This is a genomic window from Arcobacter sp. AHV-9/2010 (assembly GCF_004116575.1).
GTDB lineage: Bacteria > Campylobacterota > Campylobacteria > Campylobacterales > Arcobacteraceae > Aliarcobacter > Aliarcobacter skirrowii.
Genome location: NZ_PDKH01000006.1, coordinates 25072 through 42775, shown reverse-complemented (window position 1 = coordinate 42775; position 17704 = coordinate 25072). Strand labels below are relative to the sequence as shown.

Below are 17704 nucleotides of genomic sequence, written 5' to 3'. Positions count from 1 at the left end.
ATATCACTACTCTCCTCTTAAAACCTCTCCTTGCCAAGTCATAATTCCATAATCTAAGTTTATAACTCTTTTAAATCCCATATTTAGCATAACTCTTTGACAATAAGCACTTCTGCTTCCACTGTGACAATATAAGATTATAGTTCTATCTTTTTTATTATTTAGTGGCTCAAGAGAGTTATAAAATGAAGTTGTTGGAACTAAATAATCAGTTCCCTCAATTCTAGCATTTACCCACTCCATCCACTCTCTTGTATCAACTAGTAAAAAATCAACCATTCCTAACTCTCTAGCTTCAAGTAGTGCTTCAAGCTCAATTGAACTAATATCCTCTTTGTTTAATAAATCTTCACACTCATTTTTTGTAAGACCTCTGCTATGAGTTACTATAGCCTCTCTTGTATCATGTCCTAAAAGCAACTCATCTGCTTTATCTTTTGTACAAAAGATTCCACAATGACAGTTTCCTTTTGTTGGAATCTCTTTTGTAAGAGCTGGAACACAAGGACAAACTCTATTTTTTTCAGTTTCACTCTCTTTTATTACCATAAAACATGGGCAATATTTCTTTCCATAAATTAGTTGGTTTCTTGTAAGTCCCATCTCAATAGACTCAACAACTTCAAAATCAGGATTAAATACTAAATTGTGTTTTTTTAATACATCTTTTGTAAATTCTTTTGTATTTTCTAACTCATTTTTAAACTCTATTGAATTAATATCAATCTTTGCTATCATAAAAAATTCCTATATATTTAAATAAGATAAAATTATATTAGTAGTTTTAGTAGAGTTGGCTTAAAAAATAGATTAAGCCAACTATTAATTAGAAAATTAAGAGTTAGATTCCATTTGAGCTTTTTGTAAAGCTAACATTTGAGCTTTTACTCTCATCATATCTTCTGTTGGATATTGATTTTCAACATTTCCTCTTGAAACTTTTACATAAAAATCTTCAGAGCTAGTATTAAATCCAAAATTTGTATTTGACATTACAACTTCATATTTGCTTTGAGTTGCACTATCATTTTTTATAGATTCTGCTTTTGCATCATCTTTTGCATTTTCAATACTCTTTTTTTGAATTTGTTGTAGCTCTTTTTGTCCATCAGTTTTTGCTGAGTTAGAAGTAGATTTTACTTGTTGTAGCTCAATAGTAGCATTCTCTTTAAACTGATCAATATTTGGTCTAATTCCAAGTTCCATACAATGCTCCTTTTCTTAAAATTTTCTTATTATACAATAAATTTTAAGTTTTTTCTATAATTTTGGTTATAATCTAATAATTTTTTTTAGGAAATATTTAATGAATAGCACTTTTGATTATGAAAAATTAAAACTTTTTTATATAGGTAAAGAAAAAGTTGAAGATAGTTTTGTTCCTCTTGTTTATCAAAACAAGGATTTATTAACACATGCTGCAATAATAGGAATGACAGGAAGCGGAAAAACAGGGCTTGGAATAACACTTTTAGAAGAGGCTGCAATTGATCAAATTCCATCAATAATAGTAGATCCAAAAGGTGATATGACAAATTTATTATTAAACTTTCCTAATCTAAATCCAAGTGATTTTGAACCTTGGCTTGATAGTAGTGAGATTTCAAACAGTGGATTAAGTAAAGATGATTTTGCAAAAAAAGTTTCAACGAACTACAAAGATGGTATCACAAGAGATTTTCAAGATATTAGTAGAGTAAAAAAACTAAAAGATAGTGCTGATTTTACAATTTATACACCAGCTAGTAGTGCAGGTGTTCAAGTCTCTATTTTATCATCATTTAAAGCTCCAAGTATTGAAGTAATAGAAGATAATGAGCTATTCTCTACAATTATAAACTCAACAGTTCACTCAATTTTATCTTTGATTGAAAATAGTAGTGATGAGACATCAAAAGAGTCAATTCTTTTAGCCTCTATATTTACAAACTATTTTAAAGAGCAAAAAGATTTAACTCTTGAAGAGTTGATTACTTTAATTGTAACTCCACCATTTTCAAAAATTGGAGTTTTTGATTTAGAGACATTTTTTTCAAAAAGTGATAGATTAAATTTTGCATTAAAACTTAATAATATCATTGCAAGCCCATCTTTTAGTAGCTGGTTAGAGGGTGAAACTCTTGATATTTCAAAACTTTTATACAATGAAGATGGAAAACCAAAGGTAAATATATTTTCAATTGCACACCTAAATGATTCTCAAAGAATGTTTTTTGTAACAATACTTTTAAATCAAATTGTAACTTGGATGAGAAGACAAGAGGGGACAACATCTTTAAAAGCACTGTTGTATATGGATGAGATATTTGGATATTTTCCAGCACAAGCAAATCCTCCTTCAAAACAACCAATGCTTACACTTCTAAAACAAGCAAGAAGTTTTGGAATAGGTGTTGTTTTATCAACACAAAATCCTGTTGATATTGATTATAAAGGTTTAAGTAACATTGGAACATGGTTTATAGGAAGATTGCAAACAAAGCAGGATATAAATAGAGTAATTGATGGATTAAGTAGTGCATCATCAAGTGAAGCTTTTGATAAAAATGATTTAATTTCAAAATTAACTTCACTACCAAAAAGAAATTTTATTTTAAAAAATATAAATGAAAAAAATTTAAAAGTTTTTGAGACAAGATGGGCACTGTCTTACTTAAAAGGACCACTCTCTAAAGATGCTATATCAAAACTTATGAGTCATAAAAAGCAAAAAAGTTATAAAAAAGAGGAAAATAGTTTAAATGAGAACAATTTTGTTGATATTTCCAAAGGAAAAGCAAAACAAGTTATTGCAAGTGGATTAAAAGAGAGTTATTTATATAAATCACAAAATAGTGCTTATTATATGCAAGGATATCTTCTTTTATCTTGTAATATTCACTACAATTTAGCTTCAAAAAATATTGATTTAAAAGAGAATTTAAACTATAGGTTATATTTAGATAAAAATGATAAAGAGCCAAATTTTGATGAACTTGAAGCTATAACTATAAAAGATTTTGAGCAAAAAGAGAAACAAAGTAGTTTTTATTATGAACTTCCATCATATGTTTTAAATGAGTCAAAAATTAAACTTTTGCAGAAGAGTTTTAATGATTTTGTATATAGAAATTCAAAATTAACTTTATATAAAAATGATGATTTAAAACTCTTTTCAAAACAAAATGAGAGCTTGGAAGATTTTAAAATTAGATTACAAGATAGATTAAATGAGAATATAGATTTTGAAATAGAGAAGTTAAAAAGTAGATTAGAAAAAGAGAGTAATCAAATTTTAGAAAAGATTAATAGACTTAATTTGAAACTTCAAAAAGAGAAAAAAGATTTAACAAATGCTTCAGCAAATAGCTTTATATCAATCGCAAATACAATTTTAACGGCTTTTTTTGGAAAAAGTAATTCAAAAATTAGTGCAACAAAAATAAGTAGTAGTGCAAGAGCTACTTCAAAAGTCTTAAAAGAGAGAGATGATATAAAACTTATAGAAGATGAGATAAATACTCTTAAAACCCTTCAAATAACTCTTCAAGATACTCTACAATATGAGATTGAAAAGATTAATAAAGATAATGATATTTCTAATTTAGTTATAGAAGAGTTTGATATAAAACCAAAAAGAGCAGATATTTATGATTTAAAAGTAGAAATTTTGTGGATTGAACAGTAGTTGTCTTTACTTAAGCAAATTTTAATTTGTAAATGCTTATAATTCCACTCCTTTTTGATACAATTGCTTCAAAAAGTGCGGGAGTAGCTCAGTTGGCTAGAGCTTCTGCCTTCCAAGCAGACTGTCGCGAGTTCGAGTCTCGTCTCCCGCTCCACTTAACTTTTTTTAAGTTAAATCGTTCTTTTATATATCGCGGAATAGAGCAGCTAGGTAGCTCGTCGGGCTCATAACCCGAAGGTCACAGGTTCAAATCCTGTTTCCGCAACCAATTTTTGTGTCAAGGTAGCTCAGCTGGTTAGAGCGCTGGTCTCATAAGCCGGAGGTCGAGGGTTCGAGTCCCTCTCTTGACACCATTTATTTATGGATGCTGGTGTAGCTCAGTTGGCTAGAGCAGCTGATTTGTAATCAGCAGGTCGGGGGTTCGACTCCCTTCACCAGCTCCACTTTTAATAACCTTTTTTTGGGGTATCGCCAAGCGGTAAGGCAACGGTTTTTGGTACCGTCATTCGAAGGTTCGAATCCTTCTACCCCATCCACTTACAATCTTTACAATAAAAATTTCTTTTGTTACAATTCAAAGCCTTGTAAAATTTCTTTTGTTATCTTCGTGTTATATTGAAATAATACAATTCAAAATCAAATTAGGAGGAAGTTATGAGAAAAATAGTAGTATTAGCTACAGTATGTAGTCTATTTGCAACAAGTGCATTTGCATTTGATCCAAAAGAGCTTGCAAAAAGAAGTAGTATGGGGTATAAATATGAGGGTGAAAAACTTGAGTATAAAATTCCAGATGAGAGCACAATCCCAAATAATCAAATGGGAGATATGATTAAGTATGGAAAAGAGCTTATAGTTCATACTTATAAGTATATTGGACCAGAGGTTGATGATAAAAAAATGAGATACTCTGGAAATAATTTTTCATGTCAAACTTGTCACTTAGATGCTGGAACAAAAGCTTATTCAGCGCCATTTGTAGGAACAAGTGCAGCTTTTCCTCAATATAGACCAAGAGAGGATGCAATTGGAACTTTAGCTGAAAGAATCAATGGTTGTATGCAAAGAAGTATGAATGGTAAACCACTTCCAGTTGAGAGTAAAGAGATGAAGGCTATGGAAGCTTATATGTTTTGGTTAAGTCAAGGAGTTCCTATTGGGGCTTCTAATAAGCTTGAAGGAAGAGGACTTTATAAAGTTGATAGAAAAATGATTAAAAAACAAGCAGCTGATCCTGTTAAAGGTAAAGTTGTTTATACACAACACTGTGCTTCTTGTCATGGAGAAGATGGTCTTGGTGTTAAAAATGATGGTAAGGCAAATGGTTATATGTTCCCACCACTTTGGGGGAAAGATAGCTACAATAAAGGTGCTGGAATGTACAGAACTTTAAAAGCAGCTGATTTTATTAGAAATAATATGCCATTAGGTGCTACAAAAGAGCATCCAATTTTAACAGATGAAGAGGCTTATAATGTTGCAGCTTACATGAACTTAGATACTCATGAAAGACCTGAAAAACCAAATAGAGATAAAGATTTCCCATCAGCAGCTGTAAAAGCACCTGATGCTTATATTGAAGGTAAAGACCCAATAGAGAGAAAATTTGGACCTTATGGAAATATCATTAAATAGTAAAAAGGAGTATCTTAAATGATACTTCCTTTTATAAAAACTTACAAAAAAATAGTTACACTTTTTATTTTTTTGGTTCTTTTTTTTATATACTTTTTAAATAAATACAATAATATTTTAGATAAAAAAAATCTTGATATATTTGTATCAAATCAAATTCAAATTATTGAAAATGAGTTAGAAAACCAAAAAAATCAAGCTTTGTCTTTAGCTTTAATGTTTTCACGAAATCAAGAGATTATTAAAAATTTAGAAAATAAAAATAATATAGAGTTAAAAAAAGAGCTTTTAAAACTTTTAAATATAATAAAAACATATACAAAAAATAGCATAGATGTTCAAATTCATACAAAAGATTTAGAGGTTTTTACAAGAAGTTGGGAAGATAAAGATTTTGGATTAAAACTTGATAGTTTTAGAGAGGGTCTTGTAAAGGTTAAAAAACAAAATGAACCTTATGTTTCAAGTGAATTAGGAAAACGATTTAACATAAAAGCAATTGTACCAATTTATAATGATAAAAATATATTTATAGGTTCTCTTGAAGTAATAGTTGATTTTAAATCTCTTGTAAATAGGCTTAAAACTCTAGGTATAGACTCTATAGTAGTGCTAGAGAGAGATTATTTAAAAATTGCAACTTACCATCAAAATAATCAAAAGTTTAAAGATTATGTTATTTTAGAGAGTAGTTTTACAAAAGGCTTATTAGATATTTTAGAAAAAAATCCACAATTTTTAAAAAAAGATAAGTTTTATTATGAAATAGATGATAGGATTTTTACTCAAATTCCTTTAGGAGAGTTCGAAAATAGTAGTGTTGGAGTTTTGTTTATTAGTTTTGATAAAAATATAAACAACTTTAGATATTTACCAAAATATGATTACTTTATAGATGTTGAAATAAAAGATGAAAAAAGTGATACTAAAGATATTTTAAAAAAAGAGATAATAATTAGATGATAAAAATATTGCTACTTGAAGATGACTATTTATATAAAATCTCAATTAAAGAGTTTTTAGAAGAGCTTGATTTTGTAGTTGATGATTTTGATAATGGAGAAGATGCTTTAAACTCAATTTTTGAAAAAAGATATGATCTATTGTTACTTGATATAAGAGTTCCAAAAATGGATGGATTTGAGCTTGTAAAGCATGTAAGAGAAGCCTCTATTGATACTCCAATTATAATATTAACTTCACTTACAGATATAAAAGATTTAAGCCGTGGTTACACTCTTGGTTGCAATGATTATATTAGAAAACCTTTTGATATGATTGAGCTAAAATTTAGAATAGAGGCACTTATAAAAAATCATTTTAACTCAAGTGATGATTGCATTGAGCTTGAGTTAGGATTTAAATACAACATAAAAAAATCTCTTCTTTATAGAGATAAAAAGGTAGTTGATTTATCATCAAAAGAGCTTGAACTTCTATCTTTTTTGGTACAAAATAGAGGTTTTTTTGTATCTATTGAATCTTTACATGAAAATGTTTGGGAGAATAAAGATATATCTTATGCAGATATTAGAATGTGTATAAAAAGAGTTAGAGAAAAAACAGACAAAGATTTTATTAAAACAAAGAGATTTTTAGGTTATAAAATTGATAAATAGCAAATCAGAACTAAAATATATTGTAATTCAAGTAACAATTACACTTTTAATAGCTCTAATTCCAATATATTTTTATATAGATGCAACAAAAAATAATCAAGATATAAAAGATAAAATAGATTTACAAAATTATGCAAATCAAATTGTTTTAAAAATAGATTATTTTGAAAGACAGAACAACAATATATTTTATTATCCAAGATCAAACATATATTTCTCTTCAATTTTTGATAAAAATAGAAATGAAATATTCTCTTCAAATGAATCTTTAGAGTTTTTTTATGAAGATTTTAAAAAGTTTAAAGATAGATTTTGTTATCAAAAAGAGTTAAATCAAAATATTTTAGATGCTTCATTCTTAATTGTTTGCAAAAATAGCGATTATAGCGAGGTTATATATAATGCCTTAATACTTATCTCAATAGTTACTTTTTTTATATTTTTACTCTCATTTTTTGTAATAAAACAGAGCATTGAGCCATATAAAAAATTAAATATCTATTTAGATGAGTTTTTAAAAGATGCTATGCATGAGCTAAAAACTCCAATAGGAGTTGCTAGAATAAATATTGATATGTTATCAATGAGATTAAGAAATGATAAAAATATTTTAAGGGTAAAATCTGCTTTGAAAAATATGACAATTATTTATGAAGATTTAGAGTATTACATGCAGCAACATGAGGTAAAAGAGCTAAAAACAAATATTAATTTATCTTCATTTTTAGAAAAAAGAGTAGAGTTTTTCAATGACTTAGCAGTTGCTAGAAATATAGTTTTTCATAAAAATATAGAAGCAAATATTGAGATACTTTTTAATGAAATAGAGGCTTATAGAATAATTGATAATAATCTATCAAATGCAATAAAATATTCAAAAAATGAGTCAAATATTTATGTTAGTTTAATAAAAGATGATAATAGTATAAGGCTTGTTTTTAAAGATGAAGGAGTTGGTATAAAAGATATATCAACAGTTTTTAAAAGATATTATAGAGGCGATAATATAACAGGTGGTTTTGGAATAGGTCTTAGTATTGTAAAAAATATTTGTGATAAAAATGGCGTAAAAATTGAGCTAGACTCAAAAGAGAATCAAGGCTCAACTTTTACATATATTTTTAGTTTGTAGTAAATTTAAGACCAACTATTCCTATAAGAATAAATAAAATGCTTATAACTCTAATTAAGTTCATAGATTCACCAAAAAGCATAATTCCAGCTATTACAGTTCCAACAGTTCCAATACCTACCCAAACAGCATATGCTGTACCAATAGGAAGAGCTTTTAAAGCAAGACTAAGAAGATAAAAACTAATAATCATAGTAACAATAGTAAAAATAGTTGGAAATAGTTTTGTAAACCCATCACTATATTTTAAACCAACTGCCCAAAATATCTCAAAAATACCTGCTAAAAAAAGTATTGTCCAACTCATAAAAATCCTTTTGAAAAATTTAAGGCCGTCCTTGAGTGAGTAAAGAGGCTAGGTCGTCCTAGCTTTTGTAGAGGCGTATTTTAGTAAATATTAGATAAAATAGAGATAAAAATCAATTAAGGTAAAGCTTTGCAACAATCAACAAAAGCTCATATTTATGTAATAATAGCAACAATTTTTATAGCAGGATCATTTCTTGCATCATATAAACTTTCAAGTACAATAGATGCAATATCATTAACTCTTTATAGATTTGTTTTAGCACTTATTTTTTTATCACCACTTGTAATTTTTAATAAAAAAAGAGTAAAAGCAGTACCAAAACTTTTACCAAAGGCTATGGTTATAAGTCTTTTTTACTCTTTATATTTTATTGGAATGTTCAAAGCTTTGGAACAGACAACAGTTTTAAATACAGGCTCTATTTATACTTTAGTTCCTTTAATGACTGCAATTTTATGTATCTTTTTCTTTAAAGAGAAGATTCCTTTATCTCAGTTGATTGTTTATATTATAGGAATAATCTCTACTTTAATAGTTGTTTTTAAAGCCAATTTAGAACTTTTATTAAAATTTTCTCTAAATCAAGGAGATATTATATTTTTAATAGCCTCTTTATCTATGGCACTTTATTCAATATTTTTAAAGGTTTTATATAAAAAAGATGATGATATTATTGTACTTGTTTTTTCTACTTTAATGGCTGGAATAATCTGGATGAGTTTTACAATGTTGATTTTAGATATTCCTTATGAGTGGGGTAAAATTGAGGGTAATTTACTATTTTCAATGTTATATTTAGTAATTGCAACAACAATTTTAACGCTATTTTTATATCAAAAAGCAACACTTATTTTAGGACCAAAAAAAGTTATGGCATATATTTATATAAGTCCATCTTTGGTTGCATTAATAATGTTTATTTTTGAAAAACAGACAATCTCTTTAGGAGTTTTTATAGGTATTTTGCTTTCAACAATTGCTACAATTATAATTTTAAGACAAAAATAAAAGTAACTTAGTTAAATCTACTTTTTATAAACTCAACAAAAGTTTCAAAAAGTAGGTTTTTTGATTTCTCTTTATGATAAATTAGATAAAACTCTCTATCTAGCTTTAGATTTTTTAATTTTATTTCAAACAGTTTTTTCTCTTCTAACTCTTTTTTCACAACTACTTTTGAAATAGCAGTTACTGTATTGGGGTTGTTTAAAACAATAGTTTTTATCTCCTCAAAATCTTGAAGCTCTATAAAAATATCTAACTCTTTTGCAATCTCACCAATTTTTGCTATAAAAATCTCTCGTGTTCCACTTCCAAGCTCTCTTAAAATCCATTTTTTATTAATTGTATCAATAAAAGCCTCTTTTTTGTAGTTTTTATCACTTGTAACAACTATTAACTCATCATTTGCTAACTTCTCTTTTACTAAATTACTATTTTGCATATCTACTTCAATAAGCCCAATATCTAGCTCACTTTTTAAAATTTTATCTATTATTTTGCTTGAGTTTATTGTTAAGATATCAAGTTTTACATCTCTATATTTTGATAAAAAATCAAAATAAATATTAGGCATAATGTAGTTTGATATTGTTTTGCTTGCAGCTATTTTTATATGTCCAGCTAGTTTATTCTCTTGAAAAATTGTTCTTGCATCAATAAGTGCTAGATAGTGGGAATAGGTCTTTTCTTTAAAATATTTTCCCTTTTCATTTAGGATTAATTTTTTACCAATTCTATTAAATAGTTGTTCATTTAGACTATTTTCTAATGATTTTATAGCTAATGAAATAGCTGATTGACTTATATTTAACTCACTTGCTACCTGTGTTACTTGCGGATTTTCACAAAGTTTATAAAAAAAACTTAGCTCTTTTAGTGTCATATTTTTCCTTATTAAAAATATTTATTATTATATTAAAAATAATATATTTTACAAATTAAAAAAATAAGAATATAGTTTTAAAATTAAAGGAGAATTATTATGAAAACAAATAATCAAGATATAAAATTATTAACAATAGGTACATTAGTAATCTTTGTTTTTGCAATAATATCAATATCTATTTCAAATTTAAAAATCGTTTCAAGTTTTGCAATAAGCCCATTAATTGTTGGAATTATTTTAGGGATATTTTTTGCAAATACAATAAAGGAGAGCTTTTTTGAGAAATATAATCAAGCCATAACATTTAGTGCAAAAAAACTTCTAAGAGTTGGAATTATTTTATATGGTTTTAGACTTAGTTTTCAAGATATTGCATATGTTGGTTTGGGTGGAGTTTTTGTAGCCTTTTTTATAGTTTTTTCAACTTTTAGTTTAGGGTATTTTATTGGAGTTAAAGTATTAAAGCTAGATAGGGAAGTGTCAATTTTATGTAGTTCAGGAGCATCTATTTGTGGAGCTGCTGCTGTTATGGCAACATCTAGTGTTGTAAAAAATGAATCATATAAAAGTGCAATTGCTCTATCTTTTGTTGTTCTTTTTGGGTCAATTGGAATGTTTTTGTTACCTTTTTTATACAATATTGGATTAATACCTTTAGATAATCATCAAATTGGAGTCTATTTTGGTGCAGTTTTACATGAAGTTGCAAATGTTGTTGCAGCTGGAAATATGGTAAGTGATGAAGCTACAAATAGTGCAATAATTGTAAAAATGGTTAGAGTTATGTTTTTGGTTCCATTTTTATTGCTTTTATCATATTTTTTAATCAAGTTTCCAAGCTCACAAAATGTTAAAGAAAAAAGTAAAATTTTGATTCCTTGGTTTGCTATTATATTTATAGTTGTTGTTGCTTTTAACTCTTTTGATTTTTTAAATATTAAAACAATAGAGACAATAAATTATATAGATATGATACTTTTAACAATGGCAATGTTTGCTTTAGGATTAAATACAAATCTTAAAAAGTTTAAAGAGCTTGGAATAAAACCCTTTTATTTAACTTTACTTCTATTTATATATTTATGTTTTATAGGATATTTTTTAGTTCTGTTTTTTGTTAAATAGTGGAAGCTAATGCCCACTATTTAACACTAATTTTATAGTCAGATAGAAGTTTTACCCAAATAACACTATTTCCATCTTTATCAAAAAGTGCTGGTGTTCCTTGAACTCCTAAGTTTGCTCCAAGTTTTAAATGCTCATCTAAAATTTTCTCTAAACTCTCATCTTGAGATTTTGAGTATTTTATACTTTTAATTTTTGTTAAATCATCTCCAATTTCAAACTCAAAAAAAGCATCAATTTTCTCTTTTGTAGTTTTTTGACTTAGGATATATTTGCTAATATCTCTTGCCTCTTTATGAAAATCAAGTGGATAAAAAAATACTTTGATTTTTACTTTATCTTTAATCTGTTCAAAATATGACTCAAATTTTTTACAATATGGACATTGTGGATCTGTAAAAAGTATTAACTCTTTATCTCCATTTCCATAAATAAAAGCCTCTTTATTTTTAAGTGGTGTTAAATCAACAGGAGATTTTAGTTGAGTCCCATTTGAACTATTTATTACCGTTCCACTTATTACATATTTTTTATCTTTTGTTACAAAAATCTCATCTTTTGCACCTTGAGCTGATATTTTTAAAATATATAACTCTCCTGCATTAAAAGCTTTTTCAACAGTTATAGAGTTTCTTTTTAAAAGTTCTAACTCCTCAAATTGTGCATATTCACTCTTTTTTAGTTCAATAAGATTAGCTTGTGATAAAGTTAATAAAAATATTGATAAAAATAGAGCATTTTTTACTCTTTTTAACATTTTTTTCCTTTTTTAAAATTTTGTGCTAATGTTACTAAAATATAGTTAATCTTTAGTAAAACTCTTTAGATAATTAAAGAGAAAAAATATGTAGTAACAAAAGAGATTAAAATACCATAACCAACTATTGCAGAGCTTAATCTTGGAGCAAGTCCAGCCATTGCTGCTATTGCACCTGCTGTTATCATTGGAGCCATAGCAGCTTCTAGTATTGATACAGTTCCTGCAAGATTATTCCACCCAAAAATTTTACAAATAATAATTGCAATAATTGGAGCAAAAATAAGTTTAACAAATAAAGCTACACTAAAAGGTTTTATATCCTCTCTTGGAAGTTTAAGTTGAAGTTGAAGTCCAGCTGCTACAAGTGCAACTGGAACAGTTGTTAGGGCAAAAGCCTCTAATACTTTTGTAATTGTAGGATTAAACTCAACGCCTACAAGAAATAGAGCAAAAACTAGAGTTAAAAATGGTGGGAAAGTTAGAACTTTTATAGTTATTAGTTTAAAAGTAACCTTTGTTTTGCTTGTATATATTGATACTATAAATGTTCCATAAATTGCAAATGCCAAGAAAGTTCCTAGTTGATCATAAACTAGTAAATATGGCATAAAATTATCATTTGGCAAATATGTATCAAGTAGTGGAATACCCAAGAATGAGCTATTTGTCAAAATAGCAACTAGCATTAAGCTTCCAATTACCTCTTTGCTAAAATCAAAAATCTTTGATAGAAAAAGGATTAAAAAAGCACTTAAAGTCATAACAAGCCAAGCAACAATTGCTGGAATCATAAGCTCTAAAGAGAAGCTTATTTTTGGTGTTTGTAAAAGTACAATTGCAGGATATGATACATAAAGTACAAATTTATTTAAAGCAATTGAACCATCCCTTTGCATAATATTTAAACGATTTAACATATACCCTAAAAATAGAGCAAATAAAATTAGTAATATATTTTCCAAAATAGACCTTTTTTCATAAGTAAAGTGGAACTTTATCATAATATGATTTAATTATTTAATATAGAGATTAAGATTATTTTGATACATTATTGTTTTACATAATTTTTTTAAAGGGTATATATGAAAAAAGTTTTAATTATAAATGGACATCAATATTATGATGTAGTTGCCAAAGGTGAATTAACAAATAAAATAGTAGAAAAAGCAACAAAGTTTTTTGAAAGTAATGGTTTTGAAGTTAAATATACACATATTGAAAAAGGTTATGATGCAAAAGAGGAGTGTGAGAAGTTTGAGTGGGCTGATGCAGTTTTATTTCAATATCCTGTTTATTGGATGGGAGTTCCTTGGATTACTAAAAAATATTTTGATGAGACTTTTACTCAAGGAAGACACTATGAAAGCGATGGAAGAAGTAGAAGTGATGAGAGTAAAACTTATGGAAGTGGGGGACTTTTAAAAGGTAAAAAATATATGTTAAGTATCACTTACAACTGTCCAAAGAGTGAATTTAATAATCCAAATGGTTTTTTTGATGGATTATCACTAGATGAAGCAAATGTTGCTACTCACAAAACTTTTCAATTTGTTGGATTGGAGCCTTTAAAAACTTACTCTGTTCATGATATTTTTAAAGGTGATTTGGATTTAAATAAAGAGTTAGCTAAATTTGAAGATACTTTAAGAGAGAATTTTTTATAAAATTACAAAAATAAATTAATAGGAGAAAAATATGGAAAAAACTTTTATGGAAGCTATGGATTTTAGACATGCTTGTAAAATATTTGATGAGACAAAAAAGATTAGCAATGAGGATTTAAATTTTATTTTAGAAGCAGGAAGAAAATCTCCTAGCTCATTTGGGCAAGAGCCTTGGAAATTTTTGGTTATTACAAATCCAAATTTAAAAGCAAAATTAAGACCTTTTTGTTGGGATCAACCACAAATTACAACTTGTTCTCACTTAGTTGTTATTTTAGCAGCAATTGACAGTACAAAACCAACTTCAAGTGAAGTTTTAAGAAAGTTTAATAGAAGAGGATTGCCACAAGATATGGTTGAAGCCTATATTAAAAAATATTCAAGTCACTTAGAGGATACATTTAGTAGTGATGAAAAAACTCTTGCTTGGACATCAAGACAAACATATATTGCAATGGCAAATATGATGACAGCTGCTGCTGTAAAAGGAATTGACTCATGTCCTATTGAAGGGTTTGAAAAACAAAATGTAGAAAAAGTATTAAATTTAAATACAAAAGAGTATCAACTAAGTGTAATTGTACCTTTTGGGTATAGAATAAAAGAGCAGAGTAAACAGTTAAGAGAAGATTTAGACAAAATTGTTGAATATATTAACTAAAGCTGTAAAATGCTAATATAATCAATATTTTTATTAAATAAGGGATTAAATGTTAGTTAATGTTAGTGAGATAGAAAATTGGTTAAGAGAGCATGGTATAAGTAACTACCATATTTCAGATGATTTTTATGTTTCAGTTCAAGGTAATGTAAACTTAAGTGAAAAGTTAAAGGGAGAGAAGCTTCCAATTAAGTTTGATAGAATTGATGGTTATTTTGATATAAGTAACAATGAACTTCCTAGTCTTGAGGGTTGTCCAAAAATTGTTATGAAAGATTTTAACTGTTCATACAATAAACTAACATCTTTATTTGATTGTCCTGTTGAGGTTGGAGATTTTGATTGTTCTCATAATAATCTAAAAAACCTATCTTATGGTCCAAAAGAGGTAAAAGGTTTTTATGATTGCTCTTTTAATGAACTAACATCAATAAAAGCAAGTCCAAGAACTGTAAGAGGTCACTTTAAGTGTAATAATAATCGTCTAACTACACTTGAAGGTGGTCCAAAAAGTATTGATACATATTTTGATTGTTCAAATAATATTTTGGAGAGCCTAATTGGTGGACCAATTACAGTTAAACAAGATTATATTTGTAATACAAACAGAATAAGTGAGCTTGATGGTGTTGCTGATGAGATTGGTGGAGATTTAATTACAGATATTAAACTAAATATCAATCCAAAATCAGAAGAGGAACAAGTATATAAATATAATGGTAGAGAGGCAGTTTCTCATATTTATAGACCTTTAGTTGCTCTTACAAATGCTGAAGATATACAAGCTTGGCTTGATAAGTTTGATATAAAAGGAACTACAATTTTGCCTGATAACTCTGTTGATGTTCAAGGTGATGTAAAACTTTCAAATAGACTTCCAAACTTAACAAAACTCCCTTTAAATTTTAACTATGTTGATGGAGATTTTGATATAAGTGAAAATGAGCTTGTATCTCTTGAAGGTTGCCCAACAAGAGTTGGTGGAAGTTTTTTTGCTCATAAAAATGAGTTGGTATCTTTAAGAGGAGGACCAAAAGAGGTTAAAGGAAGTTTTGTAATTTTACATAACAATATAACTTCACTTCAAAACTCTCCAACAGTTGTAAAAGATGATTATATCTGCTCTCACAATCCTTTAAGAACACTTGAAGGGATAAATACAGTTTTAGGATATGTATTTACAGGAGTTTATATTCCAAGACTAAAATGTCAAAAATATAACTACAAAGGGATTACAACTTATAAATATCCTGGTGATGCTGTTATGAAATATCTTGATGAGGAGTATATCTCTTTAACAGATGAAGAGAAAGCTTTTGAATCTACAAAGAAAAACTTAGAGAAAGTTATAAAAAAGATGTTAAATGCAAATACTTTAACAAAAGAGATGGTAACAGATCAACTTATAAAAAATCTTACAAAATATCAATTAGACCAACTTAAAACAAAAGTTTTATGGATTAAAAATCCACCAAATGAAGATAATAGCGATATTATAAGTGAAGATGATATTATGAAACTCGCTTTTGAGAAAGAGCTTTAAGCTCACTCTTAAGGCAAAAACTTTTTAATTTGGATATAATCGCCAAAAATTAATCAATAAAATTATACAAAATGGAGTTATTAAAATATGGTTCAAACAGTTAATTTAAAAAAATCATTTGGTGCTAGAGTTCTTTTTGCTGATATAAATTTAAAACTTGATAACGGGAAAAGATATGGACTTATAGGGGCAAATGGTGCAGGAAAAACAACTTTTCTAAAGATTTTATCAGGACAAGAAGAGGCTACTGAAGGGGAAGTGCAAATTCAAAATGGTAAAAAAGTTGGAGTTTTATCACAAAATCAATTTGCATATGAAAACTTTTCAATATTTGATACAGTTTTAATGGGAAATAAAAGACTTTATGATGCTATAAAAGAGAAAGAAGAGCTTTATATGAGTCCTGAGTTTACTGATGAGATAAATAATAGATTAGCAGAGCTTGAGATTATTTGTTGTGAAGAGGATCCAACTTATGAGTATGATATTAAAGTTACAAAGATTTTAGAGGATTTAGGATTTCCAGCTTCAACTCAACAAAATTTAATGAGCACTTTAACAGGTGGTGATAAAGTTAAAGTTCTTTTAGCACAAGTTCTTTTTCCTAAACCAGATATTCTATTTTTAGATGAGCCTACAAATAACCTTGATATTGAAACTATTTCATGGCTTGAAAATCAACTGCAACACCATGATGGTACAATGGTAGTTATCTCTCACGATAGACACTTTTTAAATGCTGTTTGTACAAATATTTTAGATGTTGATTTCAAAAAAATTAGAGAGTTTAGTGGAACTTATGATGATTGGTATATAGCTTCTACATTAATTGCAAAACAACAACAAGCAGATGTAAATAAAAAACAGAAAGAGAAAGAGGAGCTTGAGAAGTTTATTGCAAGATTTAGTGCAAATGCTTCAAAAGCAAAACAAGCTACAAGTAGACAAAAACAGCTTGATAAACTTGATATTCAAGCTATTGAAGTGTCAAGTAGAAGAGATCCATCTATTATTTTTAGACAAAAAAGAGAGGTTGGAAAAGAGCTTTTAACTGTTAAAAATATCTCAAAATCTTATGGAGATAAAGTTGTATTAAAAGATATTTCATTTACTTTAGAAAAAGGGGATAAAATAGCTTTAATTGGAGCAAATGGTATAGGAAAAACAACTTTATGTGAAATTTTAATGGGTAATATAAAAGCTGATAGTGGAGAGGTTTTATGGGGAGCAACTATTCAAAACTCATATTTCCCACAAAATACAACAGATATTATAAAAGGTGATATGACACTTTATGATTGGTTAAGAGGATTTGATAGAGAAGCTGATATAGCAGAGATTAGAAACTGTCTTGGAAGAATGCTTTTTAATGGACAAGAGCAAGAGAAAAAAGTAGATGCTTGTAGTGGGGGAGAAAAACATAGAATGATGCTCTCTAAAATTATGTTAGAGCAAGGAAATTTTTTAGTTCTTGATGAACCTACAAACCACCTTGACCTTGAAGCAATTATTGCGTTAGGTGAAGGGCTTCACCAATATGCAGGTTCTGTTATTTGTGTATCTCACGATAGAGAGCTCCTTGATGCTTATGCAAATAGAATTATTGAGATTCAAGCAGATGGCTCAATTTTAGACTTCAAAGGAACTTATGAAGAGTTTATTGAGTCAAAAGGTCTTAGTGCTTAAAATTTCTTTATAAA

The 17704-nt window shown here is 27.7% G+C and carries 17 protein-coding genes and 5 tRNA genes; 16 read left to right on the top strand and 6 right to left on the bottom strand.

What is annotated here, in order from left to right:
* Nucleotides 1-6: 6 nt before the first annotated feature.
* Together CRU94_RS08590 and CRU94_RS08585 are read right to left on the bottom strand one after the other, a co-directional pair.
* Nucleotides 7-738, bottom strand: coding sequence for a ferredoxin-thioredoxin reductase catalytic domain-containing protein (locus CRU94_RS08590; protein WP_129106369.1), 732 nt, complete (start codon nt 736-738; stop codon nt 7-9).
* 96 nt (nt 739-834) lie between these two features.
* The gene (locus CRU94_RS08585) at nt 835-1206 is read right to left on the bottom strand and encodes a hypothetical protein (RefSeq protein WP_129106368.1); all 372 of its coding nucleotides are present in this window, start codon (nt 1204-1206) and stop codon (nt 835-837) included.
* Between the two features lie 100 nt (nt 1207-1306).
* On the opposite strand from CRU94_RS08585, the gene CRU94_RS08580 reads away from it, so the two are divergent.
* The 10 genes from CRU94_RS08580 to CRU94_RS08535 all read left to right on the top strand — a co-directional run bounded on the left by CRU94_RS08580 (nt 1307) and on the right by CRU94_RS08535 (nt 8053).
* Nucleotides 1307-3667 (top strand): ATP-binding protein, encoded by a 2361-nt coding sequence (locus tag CRU94_RS08580; protein ID WP_129106367.1) that lies wholly within the window; start codon nt 1307-1309, stop codon nt 3665-3667.
* A 77-nt stretch (nt 3668-3744) separates the two neighbouring features.
* A tRNA-Gly gene (locus CRU94_RS08575) sits at nt 3745-3821 on the top strand.
* 37 nt (nt 3822-3858) lie between these two features.
* Nucleotides 3859-3935, top strand: a tRNA-Met gene (locus tag CRU94_RS08570).
* An 8-nt stretch (nt 3936-3943) separates the two neighbouring features.
* Nucleotides 3944-4020 (top strand) — tRNA-Met (locus tag CRU94_RS08565).
* A 13-nt stretch (nt 4021-4033) separates the two neighbouring features.
* A tRNA-Thr gene (locus CRU94_RS08560) sits at nt 4034-4110 on the top strand.
* 18 nt (nt 4111-4128) lie between these two features.
* Nucleotides 4129-4203 (top strand) — tRNA-Gln (locus CRU94_RS08555).
* 118 nt (nt 4204-4321) lie between these two features.
* Nucleotides 4322-5302 carry a c-type cytochrome gene (locus CRU94_RS08550; RefSeq protein WP_129106366.1) on the top strand — a complete coding sequence of 327 codons (981 nt, stop codon included), beginning with the start codon at nt 4322-4324 and terminating at the stop codon, nt 5300-5302.
* Between the two features lie 18 nt (nt 5303-5320).
* Nucleotides 5321-6265 carry a cache domain-containing protein gene (locus CRU94_RS08545; RefSeq protein ID WP_129106365.1) on the top strand — a complete coding sequence of 315 codons (945 nt, stop codon included), beginning with the start codon at nt 5321-5323 and terminating at the stop codon, nt 6263-6265.
* The gene (locus CRU94_RS08540) at nt 6262-6921 is read left to right on the top strand and encodes a response regulator transcription factor (RefSeq protein WP_129106364.1); all 660 of its coding nucleotides are present in this window, start codon (nt 6262-6264) and stop codon (nt 6919-6921) included. Before CRU94_RS08545 ends, CRU94_RS08540 begins: the two co-directional genes overlap by 4 nt.
* A complete protein-coding gene (locus tag CRU94_RS08535; protein WP_129106363.1) occupies nt 6911-8053 on the top strand; it encodes a sensor histidine kinase in 1143 nt (380 codons plus the stop codon). Before CRU94_RS08540 ends, CRU94_RS08535 begins: the two co-directional genes overlap by 11 nt.
* Here the strand turns inward: CRU94_RS08535 and sugE are convergent.
* Nucleotides 8043-8360 carry a quaternary ammonium compound efflux SMR transporter SugE gene (gene sugE / locus CRU94_RS08530; RefSeq protein WP_129106362.1) on the bottom strand — a complete coding sequence of 106 codons (318 nt, stop codon included), beginning with the start codon at nt 8358-8360 and terminating at the stop codon, nt 8043-8045. The genes CRU94_RS08535 and sugE overlap by 11 nt on opposite strands.
* Nucleotides 8361-8489: 129 nt before the next feature.
* On the opposite strand from sugE, the gene CRU94_RS08525 reads away from it, so the two are divergent.
* Entirely contained in the window at nt 8490-9371 is an 882-nt protein-coding gene (locus CRU94_RS08525; protein WP_129106361.1) for a DMT family transporter, read from the top strand.
* A gap of 7 nt (nt 9372-9378) precedes the next feature.
* Here the strand turns inward: CRU94_RS08525 and CRU94_RS08520 are convergent, their stop codons facing one another.
* Entirely contained in the window at nt 9379-10248 is an 870-nt protein-coding gene (locus CRU94_RS08520; protein WP_129106360.1) for a LysR family transcriptional regulator, read from the bottom strand.
* Nucleotides 10249-10347: 99 nt separating this feature from the next.
* On the opposite strand from CRU94_RS08520, the gene CRU94_RS08515 reads away from it, so the two are divergent.
* Nucleotides 10348-11376 (top strand): YeiH family protein, encoded by a 1029-nt coding sequence (locus tag CRU94_RS08515; RefSeq protein ID WP_129106359.1) that lies wholly within the window; start codon nt 10348-10350, stop codon nt 11374-11376.
* A 16-nt stretch (nt 11377-11392) separates the two neighbouring features.
* Here CRU94_RS08515 and CRU94_RS08510 read toward each other — a convergent pair whose 3' ends face one another.
* Both CRU94_RS08510 and CRU94_RS08505 read right to left on the bottom strand, forming a co-directional pair.
* Nucleotides 11393-12133 carry a DsbC family protein gene (locus CRU94_RS08510; protein WP_129106358.1) on the bottom strand — a complete coding sequence of 247 codons (741 nt, stop codon included), beginning with the start codon at nt 12131-12133 and terminating at the stop codon, nt 11393-11395.
* Between the two features lie 65 nt (nt 12134-12198).
* Nucleotides 12199-13098 (bottom strand): AEC family transporter, encoded by a 900-nt coding sequence (locus tag CRU94_RS08505; protein ID WP_129106357.1) that lies wholly within the window; start codon nt 13096-13098, stop codon nt 12199-12201.
* 120 nt (nt 13099-13218) lie between these two features.
* On the opposite strand from CRU94_RS08505, the gene CRU94_RS08500 reads away from it, so the two are divergent.
* From CRU94_RS08500 to CRU94_RS08485, 4 genes are all read left to right on the top strand, one after another.
* Complete coding sequence (locus CRU94_RS08500) at nt 13219-13800, top strand: NAD(P)H-dependent oxidoreductase (protein WP_129106356.1); 582 nt, start codon at nt 13219-13221, stop codon at nt 13798-13800.
* A 31-nt stretch (nt 13801-13831) separates the two neighbouring features.
* Nucleotides 13832-14461 (top strand): NAD(P)H-dependent oxidoreductase, encoded by a 630-nt coding sequence (locus CRU94_RS08495; protein ID WP_129106355.1) that lies wholly within the window; start codon nt 13832-13834, stop codon nt 14459-14461.
* A 49-nt stretch (nt 14462-14510) separates the two neighbouring features.
* Nucleotides 14511-16004 carry a hypothetical protein gene (locus CRU94_RS08490; RefSeq protein WP_129106354.1) on the top strand — a complete coding sequence of 498 codons (1494 nt, stop codon included), beginning with the start codon at nt 14511-14513 and terminating at the stop codon, nt 16002-16004.
* Nucleotides 16005-16091: 87 nt separating this feature from the next.
* On the top strand, nt 16092-17690 hold the full coding sequence (locus CRU94_RS08485; protein ID WP_129106353.1) for an ABC-F family ATP-binding cassette domain-containing protein: 1599 nt from the start codon (nt 16092-16094) through the stop codon (nt 17688-17690).
* Nucleotides 17691-17704 lie beyond the last annotated feature (14 nt).